Source organism: Erwinia phyllosphaerae (assembly GCF_019132875.1).
GTDB lineage: Bacteria > Pseudomonadota > Gammaproteobacteria > Enterobacterales > Enterobacteriaceae > Erwinia > Erwinia phyllosphaerae.
In genome coordinates, this window is sequence record NZ_JAHSPF010000005.1 from 140888 (window position 1) to 166995 (window position 26108).

Consider the following 26108-nt stretch of genomic DNA (forward strand, 5'->3'; position numbering starts at 1 on the left):
AGCACAGTAAGTTAAGCAGGGCAGGATAGGCTGGTTACTAACAGGCAGCATAAATCAGCGTAAGCCATCAGGCACAATCACGTTGATAAGAATCTGTGGCTGCCGTGGCGGGTTGCCAGATCGGTATCAGCCCAAATTTAAGCGCCAATTAAAAATCCTCCGCAAAGCGGAGGATTGATAAGCACTAATCAGGCTGGCAGCTGTTCCGGCAGCGCCTGCGCCACCAGATTAAATCCTTTTTTATTACTCCATACGGCACGATCGCCAACAATGAATATATGATTCTTTGCTCGTGTTAAGGCTACATTTAGCAGATTAGGCTTGCTGGCCGCCCATTCCGCGCCGCCCTGATTGCTGGTATCACATCCCAGCACAAGAATGACGATATCGTTCTCTTTCCCCTGAAATGTATGCACCGTACCGATATTTTTGCTGCGCCAGGCCTTCAGCTCGGTACGGGACAGCTTGCTTTCACGGCTAAGCCGATCGACGGAATTTGGTTGCTCTAAAGCTAACGCCAGTCCCGCTTTTACTGCTTTAAACGGTGTAATAACGTAAATGTCCGCCAGCGGATAGCCAGCGGCGGCAAGCTTCACAAGCAGCGCTTGCGTATCTCGCGCCAGTTCAGATTTGTATTGCTTACGCACACAGTTACCTTCTGACGAAAACCAGCAGTTACTCAGATCGTTTTTCAGCGGCCTGCTGCGGATCGCTTGTTCATCCAGACCGTGGATCATGCGGTTATCGTAAGCTATCTGGTTTGACAGGCTGAACATAGGTTCAATGCAGCGCCGGTGAACCCATAAAGGAATGCCGACCCAGACCGGATTATCCATGACCAACAGCGTACAGCCATAGGGATTAGCCCTGTCGGCAATTTGCTGCACCGACCATTTTGCTGGCGTCCACTCTTCCGCATCGTTCGCCAGTGCCGCTTCAGTCAAATACCTGGTCAGACGCGGCGGCGTAACAAACACCGGCTCTATTTGCAAAGGATCGCCAACTACCAGCACTCGTTTGGCACGCCATAAAGCGCCAACCGCCGCCTGCGGTAATGCCTGGCCCGCTTCATCAATCATTAGCCAGCCCAGCTGCGCTTCCGTTACGCCGCTAAACATGCGGCCCAGTGAAGCAAAGGTGGTAGACACAACAGGCACCATCATAAATAAAAGCTGCCACATGCCCTGGCTATGAGGTTCAGAACCGGGTGAATTAAGGAAGGAACTCATTTTTATCAGGTTCTGGCGGAGTGCGTTGCTGCGCTGGGTTGCCTCCGCCAGCCATGCCTGATGCAACGCCATTGCTGCTATAAATAACAAAGACCGCTTGCGGTTTATCTCTTCGTTCTGCCAAAAAGCGTAGCGCTGGGTATCCGCATCCTGAATGTTATGCTGCGGGCCTGGAATAACCAGTTCCGGAAACGCCTGTTTCAGGTTTGCATAACGCTGCTGTGCGTCATTAAAAGCCGTATGAGCTTCTGACCATGCACGCCACGCTGCTTTTTCCTCTTTCTGGCGCTCAGCTAATCGATTTTCGGCGCTTGTCAGCTGCTCTTGCAAGGCCAGCCTGCTTTTACGTCCGGCAATATATTCCTGCTTTTTTGCTGCCAGTTCTTGCAGATAATTTTGATATTCGCGTCGCTTGAACAGGCGCTGCCACCAGGCTGGTTTACTCTCTTCCAGCGCTTCATATTCTTCCTTTAAAATACTTACTCTTTCATCCAGCTGCCCCATCTGCCGCTGAATTACTTCATGCTTATCTTCCGCCTCGCGCCGACGCGTAATAGCTTCGCTTTGCTTTACCTTCAAACCATGAACAGCTTTACCATCACCGTATTTTTGAAACCACAGGTTCAGCTCGTCCAGCTGCTGCAATTTCTTCTGCAATAATTCGACTTCCGCCAGAGCGGCCAAAAAGTTTTTCTTAGCCTCCGTGAAGGAAAGCGGTTTGTCGGTTTGATACCATCGCCAGTAATTTAGAAAATTAAACTCATCAGGACGAGCGGTCTCTTCAGGGCTGTCTTTTTCAAAATGACGAGAAAAGAAAAAACGCTGGCTGAATCGGGAGCGGTTTTTCTTGTTGCCCATAATAGCGGCAATCATGCCCCAGCACTGTTCCTCTTCCGTTAAAGGAAGCAGCTGTCCGTTTCTGTTTTCCCGCGCGTTTAGCTGATTAGCAATTGGACGCAGATAGCTCGCGTCACGAAATTCTTTAGCCAGTGATTTATATTGAGGTAATTCGCGGGAGATATTTTCCACTGCGGCATTGTTGTAGGAAGCCACAACCATTTCAAAGCCGGTCAGGCTTTTAGCCAGAAATCCGTTCTCATCAAGTGCTTCAGAGGCATAGCTAAAAGAGGCCAGAGCTTTGGCGCGCTCAACCACATTATGCGCAACCAGATCGCGCAGCATCGTCGTCTTGCCGGTACCCGGAGGGCCATTTACCGACAGTAATCCCCCGTCTTTTAGTTCCTTTAGCGCAGTATTGATTGAAAACTGCTGCATCAGCGACATGCTGAAGCGAGGGTCGGAAGGCCAACGGCCGTGTGGCATGTATTCGGGTGCCAGATGATGAGTTATTGTTTCCAGACCCTGAGAGGAATAAAGATCGCTGTGGCGATTTTGCCTGATTGAAAGATACTGGCGTAACGCTTTTCCCCCTTCATCCGCCGCGACAGCCAGCATCGCGCGCTCCAGGTCTTCCAGAAAAAAGCTGTTGAGAATAGGTAAGACTTCTTCACTGCTTTCCGATTCTTCATCTAACGTTGCCACTGCCGTAGTATCGGTCAGCTCATCCTTATTTAGACTCGCAGGAAGGCGCCGTACATTTTTATCTGTACCGGAGGCAGAGGCTTTTATTGGGTACCAGTCAAACTGAAGGACGAAAGGCGAAGAGGGCGAATATTGTGCCCAGTCACACAGAATTTGCAGCAACTTTACCAGTGAGCCTGCGGTCAGGTAGCTTTTGCCAGACTGCGGATGGCTCGGAAGCAGTAAGGCCAGTCGCTTTAACTCTTCATTTAACAGCGCATTTCTGTCGCGGAAAGCCGCCACGGAAAGCTGGGCAGCCGTACCTTGCTGTAGATGCCCTAACGCCCAGGGCAAGGTGCTGACGGACATGCTTTGAAAATCGGGCAAGCCTTCTTTATCCACGTTCAGCTTTGCAAAACAGGTCATTCCGTCCGTATCGAGCCGCTGTTCCTGCTCATAATTCGCCAGGGCGGAATCTTCCTGACCAAACAGCCGCTCGCTTAACTGTTCTGCTTCCTTTTTAGGGAACAGGCCAAGATGGAGCACATAACGTACGTTATCATCCTTTATTCCTGCCCGGTTACGCTGGCTTTCATTTAGCCAGGGAAGCAAAGAATCACCGTACCTTTCCAGTTCTGAGGCAGAAACCTGAATGCTTTTGTCTTCTGCCTCTACGTTATAGGTCTGGAAAAATTCAATAAGATGCCAGCTGTTGAGAATGCGTAACGCCTGTTGCTTATTCACTTTACCTGTCCCTGAGGTGTATATAAAATCACCGATTAAGTGTTGGTCAATGAGAAAAAAAACTTATCAATCGGTAGTGTAAGGGATCTATATTGTCGGGGCGAGCGACAAATGGCAGACGCTGCTGCTGGTGGATGAAGACTATAACGTTCTTAAGGAGATGCCGCCGGGGTTTGGCAGCGGGTAAATGCCTGATTGTCCTGAACAGCTGCTGAGCAGCGAAAGCGTCAGACAGGGGATAAACGGCAGAATGCAGGCGCAGCGGCCTGCATGCTTCGGCATCAGTAAATCTTACGATAGAGCGCAATAATATTATCCAGCGTTGCCTCTCTTGGATTGCCGCCGGTGCAGACATCATCCAGCGCCGCCTGGGCCAGCGCCGGGATATCTTCCTCCTTCATGCCTACATCGCGCAGGCGTGCAGGAATACCGACATCGGCAGAGAGCTTTTTCACCGCCTCAACGGCCGCTTCCCGCGCTTCGATCAGGCTCATGCTGCATACCTTCGTCACGCCCATGGCGCGGGCGATATCGCGGTATTTTTCTCCGGTAAAGTCCGCGTTCCACGCCATCACGTGCGGCAGAATAATGGCGTTAGCGACGCCGTGCGGCACGTTATAGAAAGCGCCCAGCGGATGTGCCATGCCGTGCACCAGGCCAAGCCCGACGTTGGAGAAACCCATCCCGGCCACGTACTGGCCCAGCGCCATATCCTCCACGCCTTTTTGCTCTCCGGCCACGGAAGCGCGCAGCGAACGGTTGATAATCTGAATCGCCTTCAGGTGCAGCGCGTCGGTCAGCTCCCAGGCTCCTTTAGTGGTAAAGCCTTCAATGGCGTGCGTCAGCGCATCGATACCGGTGGCGGCTTTGAGCGAAGGCGGCATGCTTGCCATCATTTCTGCATCAATAATGGCGACAACCGGAATATCATGCGGATCGATGCAGACAAACTTACGGCGGTTTTCTTCATCTGTAATCACATAGTTGATGGTCACTTCCGCCGCCGTGCCCGCGGTGGTTGGAATAGCAATAATCGGCACGCAGGGATTTTGGGTACTGGCGAAGCCTTCCAGACTGCGTACGTCAGCGAATTCAGGATTATTGATGATAATCCCAATGGCCTTGGCCGTATCCTGGGGCGAACCGCCGCCGATAGCGATCAGATAGTCCGCCTGGGCCGCTTTAAACGCCGTCACGCCAGCGGTCACCACGGCAATGGTTGGGTTTGGCACCACCTCATCGTAAATAACATAAGGAAGATGATGCTGGTCCAGCAGCGCAGTCACTTTTTCAATAACACCCGCTTTCACCAGCGTTTTGTCGGTCACCAGCAGCGCTTTTTTCAGGTTGCGCTGGCGGACCTCGGGAACGAGTTGCGAAAGAGAACCAGGGCCGAACCAGCACGTCTCGTTCAGGATCATTCTGTACAACATAATCTTCTCCAGTTAGCGCCATACATAGAAATGCAGCGCGTTATTATCACTGGCAGAAAATATGCGGAGGAACGTGTCGCTGTGTATTGATTGAGATCAGGCCGCAGCAAGTCAGCGGGCAGGAGAAACAAATGAAGAAGCGGCAGAGCGGCCCTGATGGTGTGCTGCTTTTCTTGCGGAGCGTGGTGTTCGCGGAGTTCTGGGCGTGCGCGGCTGACGCGGTTCCCGGGGCTCTCTCGGCTCGCGCGGTTCCAGCGTTTCTCGTGGCGTACGTGGTTGACGCGGAGTGCGAGGCGTGCGCGGTGCGCGGGGCTGACGTGGCATTGGCATCTCTTCTGAAGCCCGTGGCTGACGTGATGTTGGTAACTCTTCTGAAGCGCGTAGCTGGCGTGACGCTGGCAACTCTTCCGAAATACGTGGCTGACGTGACGCTGGCAACTCTTCCGAAATGCGTGGCTGACGTGACGCTGACAATTCTTCCGAAGTGCGTAACTGACGTGATGCTGGCATCTCTTCCAAAGTGCGTTGTTCCCGTGGTTCCAGCCTCTTTCCTGACGGATGCGGTAAGTTCTTTTCGTCCTGCTCTGCTTTTTCCTGCATAACGTTTTCCCGATGGGCGGTGTCGATCACCCAGCTTAACAAGCGCGAGGCCCCACGGGAAACGTTGCATTAAAAAACGCTTTGCCAACAGCCTCAGGCGGGTTGCTCCACCTGAAGGCTGCTGGTGCGGGCAGGTGAATTAGTTACGCACGTAGTGACCGGTGATTTTTTCGCTGCCGTCGGGTACCAGCTCATCCTCATCGGTAATCTCCGGCACCGGCAGGCTGGCCGCCACGCCCCAGTAATAGCAAACCAGTGAGGCGACCGTGACCAGCACCATATCTACAGGCGAGCCGACAGCGTTTATGCCGCCAAAGGTGCCCAGATATGACAGCAGCATCAGCGCAAAATAGTAGGCCAGCAGCCACCACGCGCAGTGCAGGTCGCGGCTGGCGTTCACGCCTTTTTTACCGAACGCGGCATAGCCAATCCATGCCGCGATCAGCACCGGCAGCAGGATTTCGTTGACCGACCAGCCGCTCCAGTAAATCAGCAGCGAACTGGCAATAAACGCCAGCGGGCTGAGCACGGCCGCGATGGGCAGCCGGAATGGCCGCTGCATGCCGGGCAGATGACGGCGAAACGCGCCCAGCGTCACCGGGCCAGGCATATAGGTAAAAACGGTTGCGGAGGTAACGGCACCAATCAGGCCGCCCCAGACCTGAAACTCTGAAGGTAACGTCCAGGCGACAGAGAGCACCAGCGACAGCCACAGCGCGCCGCGCGGTACGCCAGATTTGGCATCGACCTGGCCAAACACCTTCAGCAGATGGCCGTTACGCGCCCAGGCAAACAGCACGCGGCTGGCACCGGCCAGGTAAATATTGCCGGTACCGGCGGGCGAAATGACCGCATCGACCAGAATCAGGTTAATCAGCCAGGTGATGCCCAGGCTACGAGCCAGATCGGCATAAGGAGACTGAAACACCTTCTTCAGGCCATCCCAGCCGTTGGCCGACAGCGCTTTTTCAGGCACCGCGCCCATAAAGGCATACTGCAAAGCAATATAGATAATAAAGCTGACCACTATGGCGATGATGATCGACAGCGGCACGTTACGCTGCGGATTTTTCGCCTCGCTGGCGAAATCCACGGCCTGGCGAAAACCCAGATAGGCAAACACAATACCCGCACCGGTCAGCGAAGAAAAAATACCGTGCGCGCCGCCCGGAGGCGGAGGCGGCACGTTCAGGTTATCGCCGTGGAAATAGAGAAACAGCGTGCCGATAGTCAGCAGCGGCACGATAAATTTAAAGAGGGTAACAATGGTATTTACGCGCCCAAAGAAACTGACGCTCCAGTAGTTCAGCAGGAAAAAACCGACCAGCAGCAGGATCTGCACGGCAAAGCCCAGGCCGGTTGGGCTGCCGTCGCTGTTGCTGACCGCAGGCCACCAGTATTGGGCATACTGCCGCACCGCTTCTACTTCCACCCCGGCGGTACTGGTGTAGGCCAGCAAAGAACTGACCCCGATAACAAAGCCGACCACGTTGCCGTGTGAAAAGTTGGGGTAGCGCACAAAACCGCCCGCGCGTGGGATGGCAGCGGACAGTTCGGCAAAAACCAGGCCGATCAGCAGCACGATAATCGCGCCAAGGATCCATGCCCAGCCGGTTTGGGCTCCGGCATAGCCAGAGCTGGTCAGCGCGGCATAGAGCCAGCCCGAACCAATCATAGAGCCGATGCCCAGCAGGCTGAGATCGAGCAGCCCTAACTTCTGTTTAAATGCGCCCTTAGCCATATCAACCTCATTGTCTGTTACAAGCATTGGTGATGTTTCTTCCAGGGGATAAAGCATTTCGCATGCCAGAAAAACGCGAGAAGATGAATTGCTGAAAATGCCGGAGGTTGTTGAAGAGATAGCGGCGCTGTTTTGAAGATATCGGCAATCTAAGGCGGGAAGCGGGCTGAGGATAAGCGGTTGATCGGCGGACGGCTCAGGTGCGCCACGCACCACAATGATCCTTAATTCACGGAATGTTATGTCGTTTTACATAATGTCATATTACTGGCGCAGCCCGTTAAACCGGGCTGCGCGGTTATTCCACCGATAAAGCTATTCGCTTTCCATAATTGAAGCGGCCAGCTGTGCGCTGTCCGGCGTATTGCCAATCAGCTCGGTCAGGAGATTATTTACGCCGTCGCTCATGGCGGTAAAATGCGTTTCCGGCGAGCGCGTGACCACGATAAACACGCCGACGCTGTAGCGCGGCACCATCGCTATATAGGTAATAAAGCCGCCGCCGCCGCCGGTTTTCTGAATAATCCCCGGACGCCCGCCCTGCGGTGCCATATAAACCCAGCCCATACCCAGCGCCGAGGCTTTCCCCGGCACGTCCATGCCATCCACTTTCGTTAGCTGGCTACGCTGATAAATCATGGTCTGGATGCGATCGGCCTGCGCGGAACGTGCATGCATATCGGAAGAAAGGAACTGCTGCATCCAGCGTCCCATATCGTCCGGCGTGGAATAGATGCCGCCGCTGCCGATAGCCGCCAGCGTATTGGTGCAGGGACTGGCACCTTTTTCGGCCACCATCAGGCGCGAACACTGATCGGGAGAAGGGGTGAAGGTCGTATCCTTCATGCCCAAAGGCCGGGTGATTTCACGCTGTAGCAGCGTTGGATAAGGAGTGCGCGCCGCACGGGACAGCGCATCACCAAGCAGATCGAACGCCAGATTAGAGTAGGCGGCCTGGGTGCCGGGCGCGGCCTTCAGGTGCGCGGTTCTCAGCCAGCTCCAGCGCTGGCTGTTGGTTGGCCAGACGAACACCGGACGATGCGGTTTGCCGCCGGGCTGCTCGCGCGGCAGGCCGCTGGTGTGCGTCGCCAGGTTGATAAGCCGGATAGTCTGCCCGGCGTAGGCGGGAACATAGCCGCCGGGCGGCGCATATTTGCTGAGCGGATCGTCAAGCCGCACCACGCCTTTTTCTGCCAGCTTAACCAGCAGTTCGCTGGTCAGCAGCTTGGTCAGCGAGGCGATGCGAATAATAGAATCTTTCTGTGGCCGGACGCTGCTGCCCGGACGCACCGATCCCAGGCTGGCAAAGACGCGCTGGTTGGCGTCAATCGCCACCATCGCCAGTCCGGTCGCCTTGGTGTTGTAGTAAATATTTTGCGCGTAGCGGTCGACAATCTGCGAAGCCAGTAGCGGATCGGGAACGGTCTGCGCCATTGCGCCAAACGGAAGGAGAACACAAAGTGCCAGCAAGCGGTGAACGTATTTCAACGTGCGATATCCATCGGGAGCGAGAAAGGGACCTTATACTAATCTTTTTCCTAATGATGAAAAAAGAGCGGCGGCCTCTTTTTTACAGGCCGCCTTACTCATCAGCCGGCCGCGTGGCTGACTTTAAAAATGCTGATAGCCTGCGAGAGCTGTTCAGCCTGTTCCTGCAACGATTGAGCTGCCGCCGCCGACTGGTTAACCAGCGCCGCATTTTGCTGCGTTACCTGGTCCATCTGCGTAATCGCCATGTTGATTTCACCGATGCCGCTGCTCTGTTCATGGCTGGCAATAGAGATCTCACCCATGATTTCCGTCACGCTTTTCACGCTCGCCAACACTTCTTCCATCGTGCTGCCGGCTCTGGCGACCTGCTTGCCGCCTTCGTCCACTTTGTTAACGGAATCCTGAATCAGCTGGGCAATCTCTTTGGCAGCCGAAGCGGAACGTTGCGCCAGGTTACGTACTTCTGAAGCGACCACGGCAAAGCCCCGGCCCTGTTCGCCAGCGCGAGCGGCTTCCACGGCGGCATTCAGCGCCAGAATGTTAGTCTGGAAGGCGATGCTGTCGATAACGCTGATAATATCTACGATTTTTTTCGACGAGGCGTTGATGGTTTCCATCGTATTCACCACCTGATTGACTGCCGTACCGCTCTGAACCGCTACTTTGGATGCCAGCGCGGCCAGCTCGTTGGCCTGACGCGCGTTATCGGCGTTTTGTTTCACGGTTGAGGTCATTTGCTCCATTGCGGAGGCGGTCTCCTCCAGCGAGCTGGCCTGCTGCTCGGTGCGGGATGAGAGATCCATATTACCCAGCGAAATTTCGCCTGAAGCGGTGGTGATCAGCTCCGTACCGGAACGGACTTCCGTCACGATGCGCAGCAGGTTTTCGTTCATTTTTTTCAGCGCCTGCATCAGCTGGCCCGTTTCGTCGGCTGAATCAACGCGGATAACCGTACGCAGGTCGCCTGCCGCCACGTTTTCGGCAATCTGCACCGCTTCACGCAGCGGCGTAACGATGGAACGCGTCAGGAAATAGCCCAGGATGATAGCGGCCAGCGTGGCCAGCGCGGAGAAGATTAGCGTAATGCGGATAGCGGTCGAACCGTCGGCAACGGCATTAGCGCCTTCTGCCTGAAGCTGCTTAGACTGCGAATCGGCAAAGCTTTTAACAATATTGAGATAGGCCGACTGGACCGGCGTCATCTTCATCAATGCATAATCGGCGGCGGCGTCAACGTTGCCCGCTCGCACCAGATCTAACAGCGCGTTTTTAGCGACCTCAAACTGCCGGGCCGCCTCTTTGACCGCCTGAATCTTTTTAATACCCACTTCCGTGGTTTGCAGTTTAGCAATCTGCTCGATAGTCCGGTTAGTTTGTTGCGTTACGTCATCCAGCTGCCCGTAACGTTTCAGATTTTTTTCCGGATGCGCGGTTTCAATCACCATGCCGCGCAAAAACTTAATCTGATCGTTAACGCCGTCACGCACGTCAAAGGCCAGCCTTACTTTGATATAACGATCGTTAATAATTCTGTCGACCGCGCCGTTGATACTGCCGGTTTTAACAATGGCCGTCACGCTGACCACAATAAACAACAGTATGACCAGGCCAAGCGCTGCGCCCAGGCGTACGCCAACCTTCAGGTTTTTTACAGATGTCATCCGGATGATTCCTTGCTGTTTGATAGCGACTGAAGAAATTTTTAATGCCGTTGAGGCTTTTTAAATCGGCAGTGACGATCAAAACTTGAGCGTAATCGCGCATTTTCCTGACGGGCAAAACAGCAGGGAGAGAGAATAAAATAACGGAGATTCCCCCGGCCAGGCTGGCCGGGGGGGCAAGGTAACTTATTGCACGCCTTCAATTTTCAAACTGATAAGACCAATACCGAGTTTGCGTTCGGCATAACCGGCTACGTTGTCTTCCGCCGTTTCTTCCGGCACGGGCGGCGTAATTCTGAGCATTTTCGCTCGCGTTGGGTTGTTCAGATGCAGCCGAATGGTGCTGTCGCCGTTGGTCAGCCTGAACTGTTGGCTGACGTCGCCAATCTGCACGGTAAAAGGATGCTGGCTGTTGGCGCCAAAAGCGCGCGCCGTCAGCTCCATGTCAAAAGCGGCGGGCAGCGGATCGCGATATTCTATGCTGACCTCCGGCTGTAGCTTCGCGTTTGACCAGCGGCCACCCCAGGGCTCGATGCGGGAAAGCCCCGCTATTTTCTGTACCCGGGCGGGCAGGCCAGGCAGGGTGAACAGGATAGTGTCAGAGCTGTAGGTCATATCCGTGTCGGCAAGGCGTAACCTGGTGAGAGCGTGCTGGTAGCGCTCATCGCTGCGCTGGGCAACCCCCTGAAAATTAATGCGGCTTTGCGTCACGCCAGCTTTCATTACCTGAATGGATGGGAGAGAGTCGAGCGTGCCGTCCGCCACGCAGAACTGCGTGCTTAACGCCAGTTTTTCATCCCAGACGTTGCCCATCTTAAAGCAGCGGTCGATCCAGACAAATTTCTCGTCCGGCGCGAAGTCGGCAAGCTGCTGCTTTAACGGCGGAGCCAGATAAACATCAAACTTTGGTTCAATTTTGCCTGGCTTAACCGCAAGCAGCAGCGGCAGTTTAAAATGCACGCCGGAGAAGCTGAAGGTGTTGTTAACGGTATCGATTTTATAGTCGGCGATGGTTTTCGGGAAATTCCACAGCTTAATAATGTCTGGCTTCCACTCGTTGATCTTCTCTTTAATGTTCAGATAAGTAGCGGTCAGCGACGGGGAAGAAAGGCTGCTGCGGCCAAGACCGATAAAGTTATCGCCGCCCAGCGCGTCCAGTACCGTGGCACCGTTATCCAGCGTGCTGCGTTTAACCGCTATCACCTTACTGGTGCTGTTATCGCCGCGCAGCATAAAGAAGAGATCGCTGCGATCCTGCTGATTCAGGTATTTCCAGGCGCTGTTGTTCATCGCCAGGTGATCGGAGCTGACCACGATAATGGTGTTCTTAAACCACGGCGTAGCGCGAATCCGCTCGATCAGGCGCGCAATATGTTCCTGGCTACAGGCAACGGCGGCAAAAGATTTATTCTCTTTTCCCTGCCACAGGTAAGATTTTCGCTGGCAGCTACGGGATATAAAGCCGTCGGGATGGTGCGTATCCACCGTCAGGGCGAAAAGCGAGAAAGGGCGGTTTTGCTGTGCCAGCTCAACGTATTTATCAAAAACGATATCCAGCAGCGTATCGTCATACCAGCCCCAGTCGTTGCGGTATTTGGGGTCTTTCACCCGATCTTTGAGTTCTTTAAAACCGTAAGCGTGATCGAAGCCGTGTGAGGAAAGAAACAGGTCTTTACCGGCAAAGCTCAGGCTGGCCCCCTGATAAAAATAGTTTTGATAGCCTGCGGCCTTTAACACGTCGCCAAGACAGACGTTTTGCGGATAAAAAGAGGAAAGCGAGCTGGACGAGTTGCCATCGAACGGGGCGAACAGCGGAATGCCGCACTGGGAGGCAACCATACCGGCAATCGTGTACTCGGTGCCGGGAAGCTGCTGCGTATTGCTGAAGTCCAGCGATTCATTTTTAATGCTGCCCAGTTCCGGCGCAAGGTCAGGAAAGGCCGCGTCGTTAAAATAGGTACGCTCCAGGCTTTCGGCATAGATATAAACCAGGTTAGGTTTACTGCCGCGCAGCTGCGTCCCTGGTACTTTGTAGTGCGTGTAAAAGTCGGAGTCGCCCTTACCTAATTGTGATTTGACCAGGCTCGCAACCTGTTGATAAGCAGGCGTAGTTTTTATTGAGGCGAGCGCCAGCACGATAGCCAGCAGGGCCCAGAGTTTACCGCCGCTGTGCTTGTTACCCCGCCGTAAAATCCAGGTCAGAAAGATCAGCAGCAGCACCAGTCCGGCCGCCATTCCGGCGGCCGGAAGCAGGTATTTCCCTACGCCCGCACCGCTCAGGTTGCTGGTAATCGTATAAATAACCGCGTCGTTAATCCCTTCGCCGGTAAAGTAATTGCTCGCCAATAGCGAAGCATTCAGCACGATATAAATGGCGGAAAGCAAAGTAATAGCAATAAATGCTGATTTATTTCGTCCGGCCTTCAGGCGGTAAAGTATGGCCGACGCAATAAAGAGCAGTAATGAAAGCGATGCAGATCCCAAATTTTATTTTCTCCGAAAACAGCGCCCTGGCAGGCATTAAGCGCCAGTCCCTGGCGAATTGAGCAATCTAACGTGATGAGCCAGCGCTGGCAACTGGGCCTGCGCAAATAAAAAAAGCAGCGATCGTGCATTTATTACGGTTGGTTAAGGTTCTGTTTAAGTTATGCAGCAGTCATCGCATTGAACCTGGACGTTTTATGCGACGGTGCACGAATTCCTTATCTGAAAAAGTAACCCGAAGGTTAAATTAATTAAGGTTATGGTCGACGCTGCCGAAAACATATTTGTGTAATAAGTCAGAGCACGTTCACATTTTTGCACGCGTCAGCGTGCGGGCCGCGGTCTGACCTTTCGGTTGAATAAAGCGAGCGCCGGTAAGAGAAGAATTGTGTTACTTTCATCCTTCTTTACCTAAATAAAACAAAAGGATATAAGAAAATTTACAAAAGCCCATTTTGCATATTGCGTTTTAAGCTTTCATGCCTATAATCGCGCAAAAAATCGGCTTTATGTGATCTTTTCTTTCAATATCCCGTTCTCTTTTCTATGGCAAAGTTTTACAGGGCAACATAATGTTAACAAAAATGCGCGTGTTAAGTCAGGCTATTGGCCTGGCGCTGGTGGTCGGCAGTGCCTCTTTTGCAGCTCATGCTGAAGTAACATTGATTAAACAAAACCCGCAGGCGGGCGATCCGCTAAGCCGTCTCAACTTTACCGTTGGCGGCAGTATTCGTCCGCAATTTAATAACCTGACCGGCAGCGACGGTAAAAACGCCTATAAACGTAACGGCTTTGACGGCGGTACGCGTTTCCGTTTCCTGGCGGATTATTATCTGTTTGATGACGTGAGCTGGGTTGGTTATTACGAGGTAGGCGTGAATGCCCCTGCCATTTTTAACTGGGATAATCATTACGCCGCGAAGGCTCATGATACGACCCGCCGTATGCTTTATACCGGTTTCCAGAGCAAAACCTGGGGTAAATTAACCTTCGGTCAGCAAAACAGCGTTTATTATGATGTGGTTGGCGCAAAAACCGATATCTGGGATTATGACATGCTGGCCCAGGCACCTGGCAACGGCATCAACGGCGACTACGATGGATCTTACCGTTCCCGTAAAATGCTGAAGTATAAAAATACCTTTGGCGATGCGGACGTGCTGGCTTCTTACCTGTTTGCTGATAATGAATATTTGCCGGGCGATGGTCTGCGCTATAAGCGTCAGGGCGGCGGCTCGCTGGGCGTGGATTATCACCTGAGCAAAGAGCTGACCTGGGGCGCGGCCTGGAACTATACCCGTGCCGAAATGCGCAATCCGGGTACCGATCAGGGGAAAACCTGGGACCAGAATATTTACGGCACCTCTCTTAGCTGGAAGCCGGATAGCTGGACCTTCTCTTTCGGCGGCGGCTATTACCAGAACTTCCTGCTGAGCAAGAAAAAGAGCGTGGATAACTACTTTGCGGGAGATGCCTGGGGTATCGAATACATGGCGGGCTATACCATTCCGGTTGGCAATTACGGCCTGAAAACCTTTATGCCTTACGTGATGGGCGACCGCCTGGAATATATCAACGACCGCAATTACCAGCGTATTGATAACGGCGTCGGGATTACCTTCCAGCTCGACTACGGTTTCCGCGTCGACTATGAGCATGTCTTTACGTCAAGCAGCGATAACCTGGGCGATCTGAACCTGGTTCGTCTGCGTTACGACTTCTGATTGTGCTGCTCCCCGGCTCTGGCCGGGGAGCTACTGCCATCAGCTAAACAACCTGCGCTTCTCTCAGCCTTAAAGCTCGCCGGTCACATACTGCGCGACGCCGTTGCCAAAGCTCCAGTCGCCTTTGTCGTTGGTGATAAAACTTATCATCACGTCGCTGCCCAAAATGCCACAGCTCTCTTTCAGTTCGCGGCACAGTTCCGCCATAAAAAACTGTTTTTGCTCGTCGCTGCGCGGGCTGGTAAATACCCGCACCATCACCAGATTGTCGGTGCGCTTTAGCCCCAGGCCGGTGTCTTCGAAGACCATTTGATAAGGTTTGTTTTCGTGAACAATCTGGTAGCGATCGCGTTCCGGCACCTTAAAAGCGCTAAGCACGGCACGGTGGGCGGCATCCAGCATAGTTTTAAGTTCTGATTCGGAACGACCCTGAATAACGTCGAATTGCAGTAGCGGCATATCAATTCCCCTTAACGTGCTAGTGAAGCCCAAAAATGTTCGCGCTAATCTGGCGACTACTTTACGGCGCGCGGCGGCGAAGAAAAACCGCTATAGTTGAAATGATTATTTACTATAGTGAACAATAGCGATGGACATTAAAACTGACGCACTATGGATCCATCTGCACTGGCTGACCGTTCTGGCAGAGCAGGGCAGTTTTACCCGCGCGGCTGAGCGGCTGGAGGTCAGCAAGGCCGCCATGAGCCAGAAAATTAAAGAGCTGGAGCAGCAGGCAGGCGTTCCGCTGGTTACCCGTACGACTCGCAGTCTGCGGCTGACCAGCGCGGGTGAAAAGCTGGTCGAAGAACTGCGCGCGCCTTTTGCGCAGATAGAACAGAGCTTTTTTAGCGTGCGCGACGCTTCCGGGCCGCTGCGGGGCTTAATTCGCATCACCGCGCCGGTGGCGTTTGGCCGTCAGCAGCTGGTGCCGCATATCACGGCTTTCTTGCGCGAGCATCCACAGGTGCGCATTCAGCTTGAGGTTTCCGATCGGCTGGTTTCGCTGGCCAGCGAAGGATTTGACCTTGCCATTCGCCACAGCGATACGCTTCCTGAAACGCATGTTGCGCTACCGTTGTGCGCTACTCGCGCGCTGGTAGTCGCTTCGCCTGCCTATCTGGCCAGATATGGCGAGCCGCAAACCCCGCAGGCGCTAAGCCAGCATCAGTGTCTTTACTACCCGCGAGGGACAGAAACGCCGCGCTGGACGTTTACCTCACGTACCGCAGCTGGCGAAAAGATGTCTGTGAACGTTAGCGGCCCTTTTGCTACCAATAACAGTGAATCAATCAGGGATGCCGCGCTGGAAGGACTGGGCATCGCGCTGTTACCGGACTTTAGCGCACAAAGCGCGATCGACAGCGGCCAGCTGGTTGAGGTCTTGCCGCAATGGCAAACACTGGGCGCTTTTGCCGAAAACCTGTACGTGGTGCGTCCATGGGCCGCTCAGGTTCCACGTGCCGTCAGCAGCTTTACCCACTGGCTGCGCGAGGCTTTTAATCCTCAGAAGGAAAGCGATCTTCCTCACAAATAAAATTTATATTCCATATTTATATTATGTGAAATATAAAAATCTATTAGGCTAATGTCCATCTTATTGTTCTGTTAAAAGAGTGCATTATGTCAACTATTCCCGATCTGGAAACTTTGCTGCAGCAGGAACAAAACGTTCGCCTGTCCCGGTTTAGCTTTGAAGATGCCTGGCGGGTAGGTGAGGCGATTCGTCAGCGTGGGGTACAGGAAAAAGCGCCGATAGCTATCGAGGTATATGGTTTTGGACAGGTTCTGTTCAGCTGCGCATTAGCGGGTTCCAGCGCCGAAAACCTGGAATGGATAGCGCGTAAACGCCACACCACGCTACGTAACGGTCACTCTTCTTTGTACACGGGCGAGAAAAACCAGGCTGATGGCGTGCGGATGGAAAAAATGAATTTCATGGATCCCCAGCGCTATTCCGACCACGGCGGCAGCTTCCCGCTGCTGCTAAGCAGCGGAGGTATCATCGGTGCCGTCACCGTTAGCGGCTTGCCCTCCCATGAAGATCACGCGCTGGCAATGTGGGGCATTCAGCAAATTTTGTAACCTTTCCTTCAGCAGCGTGGCAACGTCGTGGACTACCTTTAAGGTAACTACTTCATTAAAGGAGAGATTCGTGACGTTAAAAAATCGCTATGGTTTGATTGCTGTCGATAAGCAGGGCAGCAACATGCTGTTTCTTAATCCTGAAACCTTTGCCGTCGAGAGGGAGCTGAACGCTTTTCCGCCGCGCCCGCATGAGCTGCTGATCCTGCCGCAGCAGCATAAGGCCTATGTACCTATCTTCGGCGACGGTATTCATGGCGACAATCCTCATCCTGGCCATAAAATTGCGGTGATCGATCTGCTACAGCGTCAGGTGCAGGGATTTATCGATGTCAGCCCGCTTGAATCTCCGCATACCGCGCGGTTGGGGCACGATGGCTATGTGTATCAATGCTGCGAAAACAGCGCCACGATTCTGGTTATCGATCCCAATAGCGACACCATTATTAACAAAATTGCCGTGCCTTCACACAATACACACCGATTAGCGATTCTGCCTTCCGGCCGTAAGCTGTTTACCGATAACGAAGAGGATGCCTCCGTAACGGTAGTGGAACTCTCTGGCGGCAACGGCAAAGTCATCGACACTATCGCTATGCCCGGCACCATCAGCGGGATAGCCGCTTCGCCGATTAGCGCATTTATTGTAGCGACGGACGGCGAGAAGCCGGGGCTACACGTGTTGGACAGTAATGAGCATCGCCTGGTGAAAACCCTGCCGCTGCCGGGCCATAAAAAATCTTCCCAGCTGGTTCGCTTTAGCGAGGATGGCTCGCTGCTGGTGGTTATTGGTGACGAGGAGCCGGTTATCAGCCTTTTTGACGGCGAGCTTAATCCGCTCGGTCAGATTAAAGTAGGGAATAAGCCGATGGACGGCTGTTTTAGCCCGGACAACCAGACGCTGCTTATCGCCAACGAGGACGACGGCACGCTAAGCGTAATTGATATCGCCACGCTGAACGTTATCGCTACGCCTGCCGTTGGCCGAGGCTGCGAAGTGCTGAGCTATTTTGCTATTCCCTGATGGCAAAGCCTGGAGAAATAAGAGTGGAACACAAGGAACACGGGATTGATGACATTATCGCGCCCGGACTCAGAGTGATTTTCTGCGGCATTAATCCCGGAAAATCTTCGGCCCATACCGGTTTTCATTTTGCCTATGCAGGAAACCGTTTCTGGAAAACAATCTGGCAGGCCGGATTTACGGCCAGGCAGCTCAAGCCGGAAGAAGAACGCGAGCTATTGGTCACGCGCTGCGGGATTACCATGCTGGTAGAAAGGGCGACCAAAGAGGCTTCGGAGCTTACGGCAACGGAGCTACGCGACGGCGGCAAACTGCTGGAGGAGAAGATCCTGCGCTATCAGCCTGATGCGCTCGCGGTGCTGGGTAAGCAAGCCTATAAACAGGCGTTCAGGGCGGGGAAGGTAGAGTGGGGCAAGCAGCCGCAAACCCTCGGCAAGACGGAAATCTGGGTATTACCTAATCCCAGCGGTTTGAATCGTGCTTCGCAGGATGAGCTGACCGCCGCTTATCAGGAACTAAACCGGGCATTACTGGCGGCAGATCGCTGATCTGATGCGCAGTTTCATGGCTGTTGCACAGAAATCAGGTCCAGCTCTGGGTTTAGTAAATTGCTGCGGGAACTGACGATGAAGTGCGCTACACTGCGCGACGGGTGCTCAGGATCTTTTTGTCCTGGGTAACCGGGACAGAAAGAGAAAAGCCCCACCTGACGCAAGTCAAAGTGAGGCACCTCTTACATCCCACAATGTAAAGGTAGCCTTTTACCCGCTGAAAAGCAATGGAAAAGGAGGCCAGTGATGGCACAAAAAATGTTCGTTTTCTGTTTAACGATGGTCTGCATAACGGTAATTACCCTTGTCTGGCTTACACGCGGTTCGCTGTGTGAACTGCACGTTAAACAGGGCGGCACAGAGATTGTAGCCAGCTTAGCCTGCGAACCCGCAAGGTAAGGCAACCGCTGGCGGACAGGTTGTTCGCCAGCGCATTGTTGATGTGATCCGGGAGCACCCTTTCCAGGTTCAACTGTTGATGTCAGCAGGCAGGCAACAGGCAAAAAAAAGCCCCGGCACAGGCCGGGGCTTATTACGCAGCCGGATAATTAATCGTCCAGGAAGCTGCGCAGCACTTCAGAGCGGCTTGGATGACGCAGCTTGCGCAGTGCCTTCGCTTCAATCTGACGAATACGCTCGCGGGTAACGTCGAACTGTTTGCCCACTTCTTCCAGCGTATGATCGGTGTTCATATCGATACCAAAACGCATGCGCAGGACTTTTGCTTCGCGAGCGGTCAGCCCGGCCAACACGTCGTGCGTCGCGGAACGCAGGCTCTCAGAGGTAGCAGAATCCAGCGGCAGCTCCAGCGTGGTATCTTCAATGAAGTCGCCCAGATGCGAATCTTCATCATCACCAATCGGCGTCTCCATGGAGATTGGCTCTTTAGCGATTTTCAGCACCTTGCGGATTTTGTCTTCCGGCATCAGCATACGCTCTGCCAGCTCTTCCGGCGTTGGCTCGCGGCCCATCTCCTGCAGCATCTGGCGGGAAATACGGTTGAGCTTGTTGATCGTCTCAATCATATGCACCGGAATACGGATGGTGCGCGCCTGATCAGCGATAGAGCGGGTGATAGCCTGACGGATCCACCAGGTCGCATAAGTAGAGAACTTATAGCCACGGCGATATTCAAACTTATCAACGGCTTTCATCAGACCGATGTTGCCTTCCTGAATCAGATCCAGGAACTGCAGGCCACGGTTGGTATACTTTTTAGCAATAGAGATAACCAGACGCAGGTTAGCTTCAACCATTTCTTTCTTCGCACGGCGCGCTTTCGCTTCACCGATAGACATGCGACGGTTGATATCTTTTACCTGTTCGATGGTCAGGCCTGTCTCTTCTTCAATCTGCGCCAGCTTCATCAGGCTGCGCTGTACGTCTTCCGCTACGTCCTTCAGCTTTTCAGACCACGGTTTATTCATGGCCAGCGCGGCGTTGAACCAGGTTTCGCTGGTTTCATTGCCGGTAAACAGCGTGATGAAGTTCTTTTTCGGCATCTTACAGATTTCAACACACAGCTTCATGATGATACGTTCCTGAGTACGAACGCGATCCATCATGGTACGCATGTTGTTTACCAGGTAGTCGAACTGCTTCGGCACCAGGCGGAACTGCTTAAAGACGTCGGAAAGATTCTGGATTTCGCTAATAGCGTCAGCATGGCTGCGGCCTTTAGCTTTGATCACCGTACGCGTTTTTTCGTACTGCGTGCGCAGCTCGGTGAATTTCTCGCGAGCCAGTTCTGGATCGATGCTGTTGTCATCGTCAGAGCTGTCGTCGTCAGACTCTTCGTCTTCATCTTCGTCGTCGTCACGCTCTTCTTCAGAGAGTTCAGAGCCTACGTGCGTAGCCGTAGGTGCAATGTCCTCTTCCGCGTTTGGATCGACAAAGCCGGTGATCATGTCGGAAAGGCGAGCCTCGCCCGCTTCAACGCGATCGTACTGCTCCAGCAAATAGGTGATGGCTTCAGGATATTCGGCAACGGAACACTGAACCTGGTTGATACCGTCTTCGATGCGCTTCGCGATGTCGATTTCGCCTTCGCGCGTCAGCAGTTCAACGGTACCCATTTCGCGCATGTACATGCGCACCGGGTCGGTGGTACGTCCGATCTCGGATTCAACGCTGGAGAGCACCTGAGCAGCCGCTTCGGCAGCATCTTCGTCCGTGTCGCTGCTGTTTTCGTTCAGCATCAGATCGTCGGCATCAGGCGCTTCTTCCACAACCTGAATGCCCATGTCGTTGATCATCTGGATGATGTCTTCGATCTGATCGGAGTCGACGATATCTTCCGGCAGATGGTCATTGACCTCGGCATAGGTCAGATAGCCTTGCTCCTTACCACGGGTGACAAGCAGCTTCAGCTGTGACTGCGGGTTTTGCTCCATAAGACGGTATCCACACTTCTGTTAAATTAGATTGGTGTTGGTCGGCTAAGCTTAAGCAGCCAACAATAACAGTGAGGGCGTTGGATTATTGCCGCTGCCCATCGTGGCGGCTGCCAGGCTCGACCTGGCGGATAATCGGCACTTAAGCCGCGGATATTCTGTGTGAAGCGGTTTCTTCTAGCCGCGCCCGCATTCCTTATCAGCCGGAACAGAGCGCTCAAAGTAGCAACGACGATATACGCTTCAAAATGTTGTACAACTCATTCTTCGCCGCTGCTTAATTACTGTTTTTTCAAGGCCTGGCTCAGCGTCCAGAATTCCCGCCGCTCCCCGGCATTTAATCCGTGGGTGCGGTCACGCGCGATAAGCTCTTCAAGCCTGCGCTCCAGCGCCGCGTCGTACATGCTGGCCAGCGAGTCCTTAAACATGGTTTCCACTTCATCCTCAACTATCATGTGGTTCCACGTTGCCAGCGTTTCAAGGCTCTGGCTAAATTTTGTGCCGCGATATAACTCTAGTAGCTGACCGGTGGTCAAGCCAGGATGCGCCACGCAGGTGCTGACCAGCTCGACAAATAGCGAAAAGCCCGGAAGCGCCGAGTTGTCCAGTCCTTCCAGCGAAGGCACTATCGTCGCCAGCTCCGGATTTTGAATCAGCAATCCAATCAGTATACGCATGGTTGTGCGTTTTAGCTGGGGCTGCTTAGGCACCTTCGAGCCTTCGCTCTGTTTCGGCAGCAGTTTTTCCAGCTGGCTATCGTCCAGAATGCCCAGTTTATTACCCAATTCCTGACGCAGATAGATGCGCAGCGTTTCACCGGGCACCTGGCTAATCAGCGGCAAAGCCAGCGTACTAAGCTGCGCTCTGCCGTCGGGCGTGCTCAAATTAACCTGCGGCAGCAGCGTATCGAACAGAAAAGCGGAGAGCGGCATCGCCTGCTCCATCCGCGTTTCAAACGTCTCTTTGCCCTCTTTACGCACCAGCGTATCGGGATCTTCACCATCCGGCAGAAACATAAAGCGTAGCTGACGACCGTCATTCATGTAAGGCAATGCGGTTTCCAGCGCGCGCCATGCCGCTTCCCGGCCCGCTCTGTCACCGTCGTAGCAGCAAATCACCGTATCGGTGGTGCGAAAAAGCAGTTGAATATGCTCAGGCGTAGTGGAAGTGCCCAATGACGCGACGGCATAGTCGATGCCGAACTGCGCCAGTGCTACCACGTCCATGTAGCCTTCAACCACTAACAGCTTTGCGGGTTCAGGATGTTTCTTTTGTGCCTCATAAAGGCCATACAGCTGGCGGCCTTTATGGAAAATTTCGGTTTCCGGCGAGTTCAGGTATTTCGGCAGGGCATCGCCAATAACGCGTCCGCCAAAACCTGTTACCCGTCCACGCTTGTCGTGAATCGGAAACATGATCCGTTCGCGAAAGCGGTCGTAACTGCGTCCCTGATCGTTGGTTACCAGCATGCCGGCATCCGTCAGCGACTGGCGGTCGTCCGGGTTACGGCCAAAACGTTTGAGCGCGTTGTCCCAGCCCGCAGGCGCAAAGCCGATGGAAAAATGCCGGATAACCTCATCGCTCAGGCCCCGCTGCGCAAGATAGTCTCGCGCGCCTGCCGCCTGGCTTTGAGAAAGCGACTGCTGATAAAAATCGTTCAGGCCACTCATCAGCTGATAAAGGCTCTGACGCTGATGCCGCTCAAGCTGGCTTGGGCCGGTGCCGCTTTCATAGGGCACTTCCAGACCGTACAGGGTGGCCAGCTCTTCAATGCTTTCGACAAACTCAAGCCGATCGTAATTCATCAAAAAATCGATGGCGTTGCCGTGTGCGCCACAGCCGAAGCAGTGGTAAAACTGTTTTTCACCGTTGACGGTGAAAGAGGGGGTTTTTTCATTATGGAAGGGACAACACGCGTGGTAGTTCTTACCCTGCTTTTTTAGCTTTACGCGCGCATCGATAAGATCCACGATGTCCGTGCGGGCCAGCAAGTCATTGATAAATACGCGTGGAATTCGTCCAGCCATAAGCCCCGGTTTATCAGCTCATAAACGAGAACAAGCCGCGCATTCCTTTCGGAAAGCACGGCCTTGTGTACTACTACTTGTCTGTGAAGCCTGAGGGCAAGCCCTCAAATATTAGTACAGACGAGTGCGGCGTGCGTTTTCGCGAGCCAGTTTCTTCGCGTGGCGTTTTACGGCAGACGCTTTAGCGCGCTTACGTTCGGTAGTAGGTTTTTCATAAAACTCACGACGACGAACCTCAGCCAGAACGCCTGCTTTCTCGCAAGAACGCTTGAAGCGACGCAGTGCTACGTCAAATGGCTCGTTTTCACGTACTTTAATTACCGGCATGTAACTCTCACCTCGATAAATTCGGTTTTGCTGCTGACGTCGGTGCCAGCTTGTTTCAAAATGGTGCGGAATTTTACTCCAACACAGGCTGCGTTGTAAAGCACCATAGCATAATGTCTCACCAACAGATGCGCCTGTGCGGCTGCCGGTTTTTTCAGGGCGATGATTATACACCAGTCAGCGGAGCGAGGCGATGAAATTTTCTTCTTATAGTTCAGTACGTCATCCTGATAGCGCGGAAAATTGCCGCAGCGGAGAGTGGCTTCATGCTACACTGCGCGCCGCAAGAATGAGGTAAATGCCATGCGTGTGCTCGGAATAGAAACTTCCTGCGATGAAACCGGTATCGCCATCTACGACGATAAAGCCGGCTTGCTCGCTAACCAACTTTATAGCCAGGTCAAACTCCATGCCGACTACGGTGGCGTGGTGCCGGAGCTGGCTTCGCGCGATCACGTGCGTAAAACCGTGCCGTTAATTCAGGCTGCTTTGCAAGAGGCTGGACTACAGGCACAAGATATTGATGCGGTTGCCTATACCGCAGGCCCTGGCCTTGTGGGCGCGCTGCTGGTAGGGGCGACGATTGGCCGCTCGCTGGCTTTTGCCTGGAACGTGCCGGCGGTGCCGGTACACCATATGGAAGGGCATCTGCTGGCACCCATGCTGGAAGAGAATCCGCCTGCGTTTCCTTTTGTCGCGCTATTGGTATCTGGCGGGCATACGCAGCTGATCGGCGTCACCGGCGTAGGTGAATACACGCTGCTTGGCGAATCCGTTGACGATGCGGCGGGCGAGGCGTTCGACAAAACGGCCAAGCTGCTGGGGCTGGATTATCCCGGTGGACCAATGTTGTCAAAAATGGCGCAGCAGGGCGTTGAAAAACGCTTTGTTTTCCCACGGCCAATGACCGACAGGCCTGGCCTGGACTTCAGTTTTTCCGGACTGAAAACCTATGCGGCTAACACTATCCGTGAGAATGCCAATGACGATCAGACGCGCGCCGACGTAGCGCGGGCATTTGAAGATGCGGTTGTCGATACGTTAATTATCAAATGCAAACGCGCGCTGGAACAGACGGGTTTTTCGCGGCTGGTGATTGCGGGCGGCGTCAGCGCTAACCGTACGCTACGTGCCAGAATGGCTGATGTGATGCGCGCGCGCGGCGGAGAAGTGTTTTACGCCAGGCCGGAATTCTGTACCGATAACGGGGCGATGATCGCCTATGCGGGGATGGTCAGACTAAAAGGGGGCACCAGCGGCGATTTGAGCGTCAGCGTGCGCCCGCGCTGGCCGCTTGCTGAACTGTCGCCGTTGCAGGCCGACTGATGTAAAAGCGCCATTGCCGTCAGGCAATGGCGCAAAACAGATGACTGATTCCTTGTCCGACAGGCTGTTCAGCCAGTCGCCAGAGTTTCCCCCTGCGCTGAGCCGGTGTTTCTGCCTGGCCCGGACAAAAAAACAATCTCCGATTCAGATTATCAGCTACCCGGCATCTTCTAACCGCTGGTGAGAGCGGGCGCTTTTAGTAGTGCAGTAAGCTCTTTAAGTTCTATAAGATATTATTAGTACAGCCAGAAACAATGTTGCTCGTGTTTAAAAGGTCACGAGGAACCAAGGTAGAAACAGTATTAATAATGTCCCGAGGATCAAAGGTACAATCAATATTAATAATGTCCCAGACAGAGCCCGGAAAAATGGTACCTGGAGAAATAATAGCGGGCTCATAACCAATGTTACCATTACTATCGATAGTGGCAGCACCGCTAACCAGTTCTACTTCTTGCTGTGTTAAATTTTTCATTACATATTCCTTGTAATTAACGTTTTTACATAAACCCACATCTGCTGAGTGGGTTTTGCAATCCTATTGAACCGTGCCGGAATTTGCAATGAAAAATAACGATATAAAACAGTAAGTTATTGGAATTTATTTGCGTTTTTTCTTCCAGATTTTTGTTTCCTGACCGCGCCACAAACGCTGGATATTGTCGTGATGACGCAACAGAACCAGGCACGATAGCATCGCCACCGGAAAGGTCAGCTGTGGCTTAAACCACCACACATAAAAAGGCGCAATCAGTGCGCTGATAATAGCGCCTAAGGAAGAATAACCGCTTAGCAACACGGTCAGCAGCCAGGTGCCGGTCATCAGTCCGGTCAGGTCCCAGCCAATCGGCGCGATAGCACCAAATGCCGTCGCCACGCCTTTACCGCCTTTGAACTGAAAAAAGACCGGATAGATATGCCCCAGGCAGGCGGCAATAGCGGTCAGGCCAAGCCAGAAGGGGGAAAGTCCATAGTGGTAAGCCAGCCACACCGGCAGCATACCTTTCAAAATATCGAACAGCAGTACGGCCAGCGCCGGCACTTTGCCGCCGATGCGCAGCACGTTGGTGGCACCAGGATTGCCGGAACCATTTTGACGCGGATCGGGTAGTCTGAACAGTCGGCAAACCAGAATCGCGCTGGAAATGGAGCCGCACAGATACGCGAAAATAATCATACCAAGCGCGAATACACTCATAACACCGTTCCGTCTTCAGGGGGTCGTTTTGTTCTCGTCATCCGTGGATAATACGCATAAACCGTCGGAAGTGGTATCCGGCAACCACAAAAACAGAGACTCGTATCATGGATATTGTATTTATTGAACAGCTGTCGGTCATCACCACCATTGGCGTTTATGACTGGGAACAGACCATTTCGCAGAAGCTGGTGTTCGATGTCGAAATGGCCTGGGACAACCGCAAGGCGGCGGCCAGCGACGATGTGAATGACTGCCTGAGCTACGCCGACGTCTCTGAAGCGATAATTGCGCACGTGGCCGGCGGTCGTTTTGCGTTAGTTGAACGAGTAGCAGAAGAGGTTGCCACGCTGCTACTGACCCGTTTCAGCTCTCCATGGGTTCGCATTAAGCTAAGCAAGCCTGGCGCAGTGGCACAGGCGTTGCAGGTTGGCGTAATTATCGAGCGGGGGACTATTCCGAAATAACAGCAAGGTGATTGCCATCACGATGAAACCAAATCACATTATTGAGGTCTTGATGATTGGCCTGCTTTGCAGCGGGCGCAATTTT

General features: G+C 53.4%; 21 protein-coding genes. 9 read left to right on the plus strand and 12 right to left on the minus strand.

Features of this window, described 5'->3' with window-relative positions; all coding sequences use genetic code 11:
- Positions 1 to 188 precede the first annotated feature (188 nt).
- Together KUE00_RS10865 and fucO are read right to left on the minus strand one after the other, a co-directional pair.
- Positions 189 to 3494 carry a DEAD/DEAH box helicase gene (locus KUE00_RS10865; protein WP_246759893.1) on the minus strand — a complete coding sequence of 1102 codons (3306 nt, stop codon included), beginning with the start codon at positions 3492 to 3494 and terminating at the stop codon, positions 189 to 191.
- Positions 3495 to 3775: 281 nt separating this feature from the next.
- The gene (gene fucO / locus KUE00_RS10870; protein WP_246759894.1) at positions 3776 to 4927 is read right to left on the minus strand and encodes a lactaldehyde reductase; all 1152 of its coding nucleotides are present in this window, start codon (positions 4925 to 4927) and stop codon (positions 3776 to 3778) included.
- 131 nt (positions 4928 to 5058) lie between these two features.
- Here fucO and KUE00_RS10875 point away from each other — a divergent pair, with 131 nt between their 5' ends.
- On the plus strand, positions 5059 to 5529 hold the full coding sequence (locus KUE00_RS10875) for a hypothetical protein (protein ID WP_246759895.1): 471 nt from the start codon (positions 5059 to 5061) through the stop codon (positions 5527 to 5529).
- A 137-nt stretch (positions 5530 to 5666) separates the two neighbouring features.
- On the opposite strand, the gene KUE00_RS10880 is transcribed toward KUE00_RS10875, so the two are convergent.
- From KUE00_RS10880 to opgB, 4 genes are all read right to left on the minus strand, one after another.
- Positions 5667 to 7268: an APC family permease gene (locus KUE00_RS10880; RefSeq protein ID WP_246759896.1), complete on the minus strand. Its 1602-nt coding sequence runs from the start codon at positions 7266 to 7268 to the stop codon at positions 5667 to 5669.
- A gap of 315 nt (positions 7269 to 7583) precedes the next feature.
- On the minus strand, positions 7584 to 8756 hold the full coding sequence (gene ampH, locus KUE00_RS10885) for a D-alanyl-D-alanine-carboxypeptidase/endopeptidase AmpH (RefSeq protein WP_281434576.1): 1173 nt from the start codon (positions 8754 to 8756) through the stop codon (positions 7584 to 7586).
- Positions 8757 to 8857: 101 nt separating this feature from the next.
- On the minus strand, positions 8858 to 10420 hold the full coding sequence (locus tag KUE00_RS10890) for a methyl-accepting chemotaxis protein (RefSeq protein WP_246759897.1): 1563 nt from the start codon (positions 10418 to 10420) through the stop codon (positions 8858 to 8860).
- A 186-nt stretch (positions 10421 to 10606) separates the two neighbouring features.
- Entirely contained in the window at positions 10607 to 12904 is a 2298-nt protein-coding gene (opgB, locus tag KUE00_RS10895) for a phosphatidylglycerol--membrane-oligosaccharide glycerophosphotransferase (protein WP_246759899.1), read from the minus strand.
- Between the two features lie 572 nt (positions 12905 to 13476).
- Here opgB and KUE00_RS10900 point away from each other — a divergent pair.
- Positions 13477 to 14628, plus strand: coding sequence for a porin (locus tag KUE00_RS10900; RefSeq protein WP_246759900.1), 1152 nt, complete (start codon positions 13477 to 13479; stop codon positions 14626 to 14628).
- Positions 14629 to 14697: 69 nt separating this feature from the next.
- Here KUE00_RS10900 and KUE00_RS10905 read toward each other — a convergent pair whose 3' ends face one another.
- A complete protein-coding gene (locus KUE00_RS10905; protein ID WP_246759901.1) occupies positions 14698 to 15087 on the minus strand; it encodes a tautomerase family protein in 390 nt (129 codons plus the stop codon).
- A 130-nt stretch (positions 15088 to 15217) separates the two neighbouring features.
- Between KUE00_RS10905 and KUE00_RS10910 the strand changes: the two genes are divergently transcribed.
- From KUE00_RS10910 to KUE00_RS10930, 5 genes are all read left to right on the plus strand, one after another.
- Complete coding sequence (locus tag KUE00_RS10910) at positions 15218 to 16162, plus strand: LysR substrate-binding domain-containing protein (protein ID WP_246759902.1); 945 nt, start codon at positions 15218 to 15220, stop codon at positions 16160 to 16162.
- Between the two features lie 86 nt (positions 16163 to 16248).
- Positions 16249 to 16710 carry a heme-degrading domain-containing protein gene (locus tag KUE00_RS10915; protein ID WP_246759903.1) on the plus strand — a complete coding sequence of 154 codons (462 nt, stop codon included), beginning with the start codon at positions 16249 to 16251 and terminating at the stop codon, positions 16708 to 16710.
- Positions 16711 to 16834: 124 nt separating this feature from the next.
- Positions 16835 to 17734 (plus strand): beta-propeller fold lactonase family protein, encoded by a 900-nt coding sequence (locus KUE00_RS10920; RefSeq protein WP_246760120.1) that lies wholly within the window; start codon positions 16835 to 16837, stop codon positions 17732 to 17734.
- A 23-nt stretch (positions 17735 to 17757) separates the two neighbouring features.
- Positions 17758 to 18282: a G/U mismatch-specific DNA glycosylase gene (gene mug, locus KUE00_RS10925; RefSeq protein WP_246759904.1), complete on the plus strand. Its 525-nt coding sequence runs from the start codon at positions 17758 to 17760 to the stop codon at positions 18280 to 18282.
- Between the two features lie 261 nt (positions 18283 to 18543).
- Positions 18544 to 18684, plus strand: coding sequence for a Hok/Gef family protein (locus KUE00_RS10930; RefSeq protein WP_281434589.1), 141 nt, complete (start codon positions 18544 to 18546; stop codon positions 18682 to 18684).
- Between the two features lie 149 nt (positions 18685 to 18833).
- Here the strand turns inward: KUE00_RS10930 and rpoD are convergent, their stop codons facing one another.
- From rpoD to rpsU, 3 genes are all read right to left on the minus strand, one after another.
- The gene (gene rpoD, locus KUE00_RS10935; RefSeq protein WP_246759906.1) at positions 18834 to 20678 is read right to left on the minus strand and encodes an RNA polymerase sigma factor RpoD; all 1845 of its coding nucleotides are present in this window, start codon (positions 20676 to 20678) and stop codon (positions 18834 to 18836) included.
- Between the two features lie 281 nt (positions 20679 to 20959).
- Entirely contained in the window at positions 20960 to 22705 is a 1746-nt protein-coding gene (gene dnaG / locus KUE00_RS10940) for a DNA primase (RefSeq protein WP_246759907.1), read from the minus strand.
- Between the two features lie 111 nt (positions 22706 to 22816).
- On the minus strand, positions 22817 to 23032 hold the full coding sequence (gene rpsU / locus KUE00_RS10945) for a 30S ribosomal protein S21 (protein WP_001144069.1): 216 nt from the start codon (positions 23030 to 23032) through the stop codon (positions 22817 to 22819).
- A gap of 303 nt (positions 23033 to 23335) precedes the next feature.
- On the opposite strand from rpsU, the gene tsaD reads away from it, so the two are divergent.
- Positions 23336 to 24358 (plus strand): tRNA (adenosine(37)-N6)-threonylcarbamoyltransferase complex transferase subunit TsaD, encoded by a 1023-nt coding sequence (tsaD, locus tag KUE00_RS10950; protein ID WP_246759908.1) that lies wholly within the window; start codon positions 23336 to 23338, stop codon positions 24356 to 24358.
- A gap of 223 nt (positions 24359 to 24581) precedes the next feature.
- On the opposite strand, the gene KUE00_RS10955 is transcribed toward tsaD, so the two are convergent.
- Together KUE00_RS10955 and plsY are read right to left on the minus strand one after the other, a co-directional pair.
- Positions 24582 to 24833, minus strand: coding sequence for a thioredoxin domain-containing protein (locus tag KUE00_RS10955; RefSeq protein ID WP_246759909.1), 252 nt, complete (start codon positions 24831 to 24833; stop codon positions 24582 to 24584).
- A gap of 126 nt (positions 24834 to 24959) precedes the next feature.
- Entirely contained in the window at positions 24960 to 25556 is a 597-nt protein-coding gene (plsY, locus tag KUE00_RS10960; protein ID WP_246759910.1) for a glycerol-3-phosphate 1-O-acyltransferase PlsY, read from the minus strand.
- Positions 25557 to 25663: 107 nt separating this feature from the next.
- Here plsY and folB point away from each other — a divergent pair, with 107 nt between their 5' ends.
- On the plus strand, positions 25664 to 26023 hold the full coding sequence (gene folB, locus KUE00_RS10965; protein WP_246759911.1) for a bifunctional dihydroneopterin aldolase/7,8-dihydroneopterin epimerase: 360 nt from the start codon (positions 25664 to 25666) through the stop codon (positions 26021 to 26023).
- Positions 26024 to 26108 lie beyond the last annotated feature (85 nt).

What these genes read in the sequence shown, in the direction of transcription:
- KUE00_RS10880 (WP_246759896.1), bottom strand. Translation starts at nt 7,268, where the DNA reads ATGGCTAAGGGCGCATTTAAACAGAAGTTAGGGCTGCTCGATCTCAGC.
- rpsU (WP_001144069.1), bottom strand. Translation starts at nt 23,032, where the DNA reads ATGCCGGTAATTAAAGTACGTGAAAACGAGCCATTTGACGTAGCACTG.
- KUE00_RS10890 (WP_246759897.1), bottom strand. Translation starts at nt 10,420, where the DNA reads ATGACATCTGTAAAAAACCTGAAGGTTGGCGTACGCCTGGGCGCAGCG.
- KUE00_RS10915 (WP_246759903.1), top strand. Translation starts at nt 16,249, where the DNA reads ATGTCAACTATTCCCGATCTGGAAACTTTGCTGCAGCAGGAACAAAAC.
- fucO (WP_246759894.1), bottom strand. Translation starts at nt 4,927, where the DNA reads ATGTTGTACAGAATGATCCTGAACGAGACGTGCTGGTTCGGCCCTGGT.
- KUE00_RS10905 (WP_246759901.1), bottom strand. Translation starts at nt 15,087, where the DNA reads ATGCCGCTACTGCAATTCGACGTTATTCAGGGTCGTTCCGAATCAGAA.
- rpoD (WP_246759906.1), bottom strand. Translation starts at nt 20,678, where the DNA reads ATGGAGCAAAACCCGCAGTCACAGCTGAAGCTGCTTGTCACCCGTGGT.
- plsY (WP_246759910.1), bottom strand. Translation starts at nt 25,556, where the DNA reads ATGAGTGTATTCGCGCTTGGTATGATTATTTTCGCGTATCTGTGCGGC.
- dnaG (WP_246759907.1), bottom strand. Translation starts at nt 22,705, where the DNA reads ATGGCTGGACGAATTCCACGCGTATTTATCAATGACTTGCTGGCCCGC.
- KUE00_RS10900 (WP_246759900.1), top strand. Translation starts at nt 13,477, where the DNA reads ATGTTAACAAAAATGCGCGTGTTAAGTCAGGCTATTGGCCTGGCGCTG.
- KUE00_RS10955 (WP_246759909.1), bottom strand. Translation starts at nt 24,833, where the DNA reads ATGAAAAATTTAACACAGCAAGAAGTAGAACTGGTTAGCGGTGCTGCC.
- KUE00_RS10910 (WP_246759902.1), top strand. Translation starts at nt 15,218, where the DNA reads ATGGACATTAAAACTGACGCACTATGGATCCATCTGCACTGGCTGACC.
- KUE00_RS10920 (WP_246760120.1), top strand. Translation starts at nt 16,835, where the DNA reads ATGCTGTTTCTTAATCCTGAAACCTTTGCCGTCGAGAGGGAGCTGAAC.
- folB (WP_246759911.1), top strand. Translation starts at nt 25,664, where the DNA reads ATGGATATTGTATTTATTGAACAGCTGTCGGTCATCACCACCATTGGC.
- tsaD (WP_246759908.1), top strand. Translation starts at nt 23,336, where the DNA reads ATGCGTGTGCTCGGAATAGAAACTTCCTGCGATGAAACCGGTATCGCC.
- KUE00_RS10930 (WP_281434589.1), top strand. Translation starts at nt 18,544, where the DNA reads ATGTTCGTTTTCTGTTTAACGATGGTCTGCATAACGGTAATTACCCTT.
- KUE00_RS10875 (WP_246759895.1), top strand. Translation starts at nt 5,059, where the DNA reads ATGAAGAAGCGGCAGAGCGGCCCTGATGGTGTGCTGCTTTTCTTGCGG.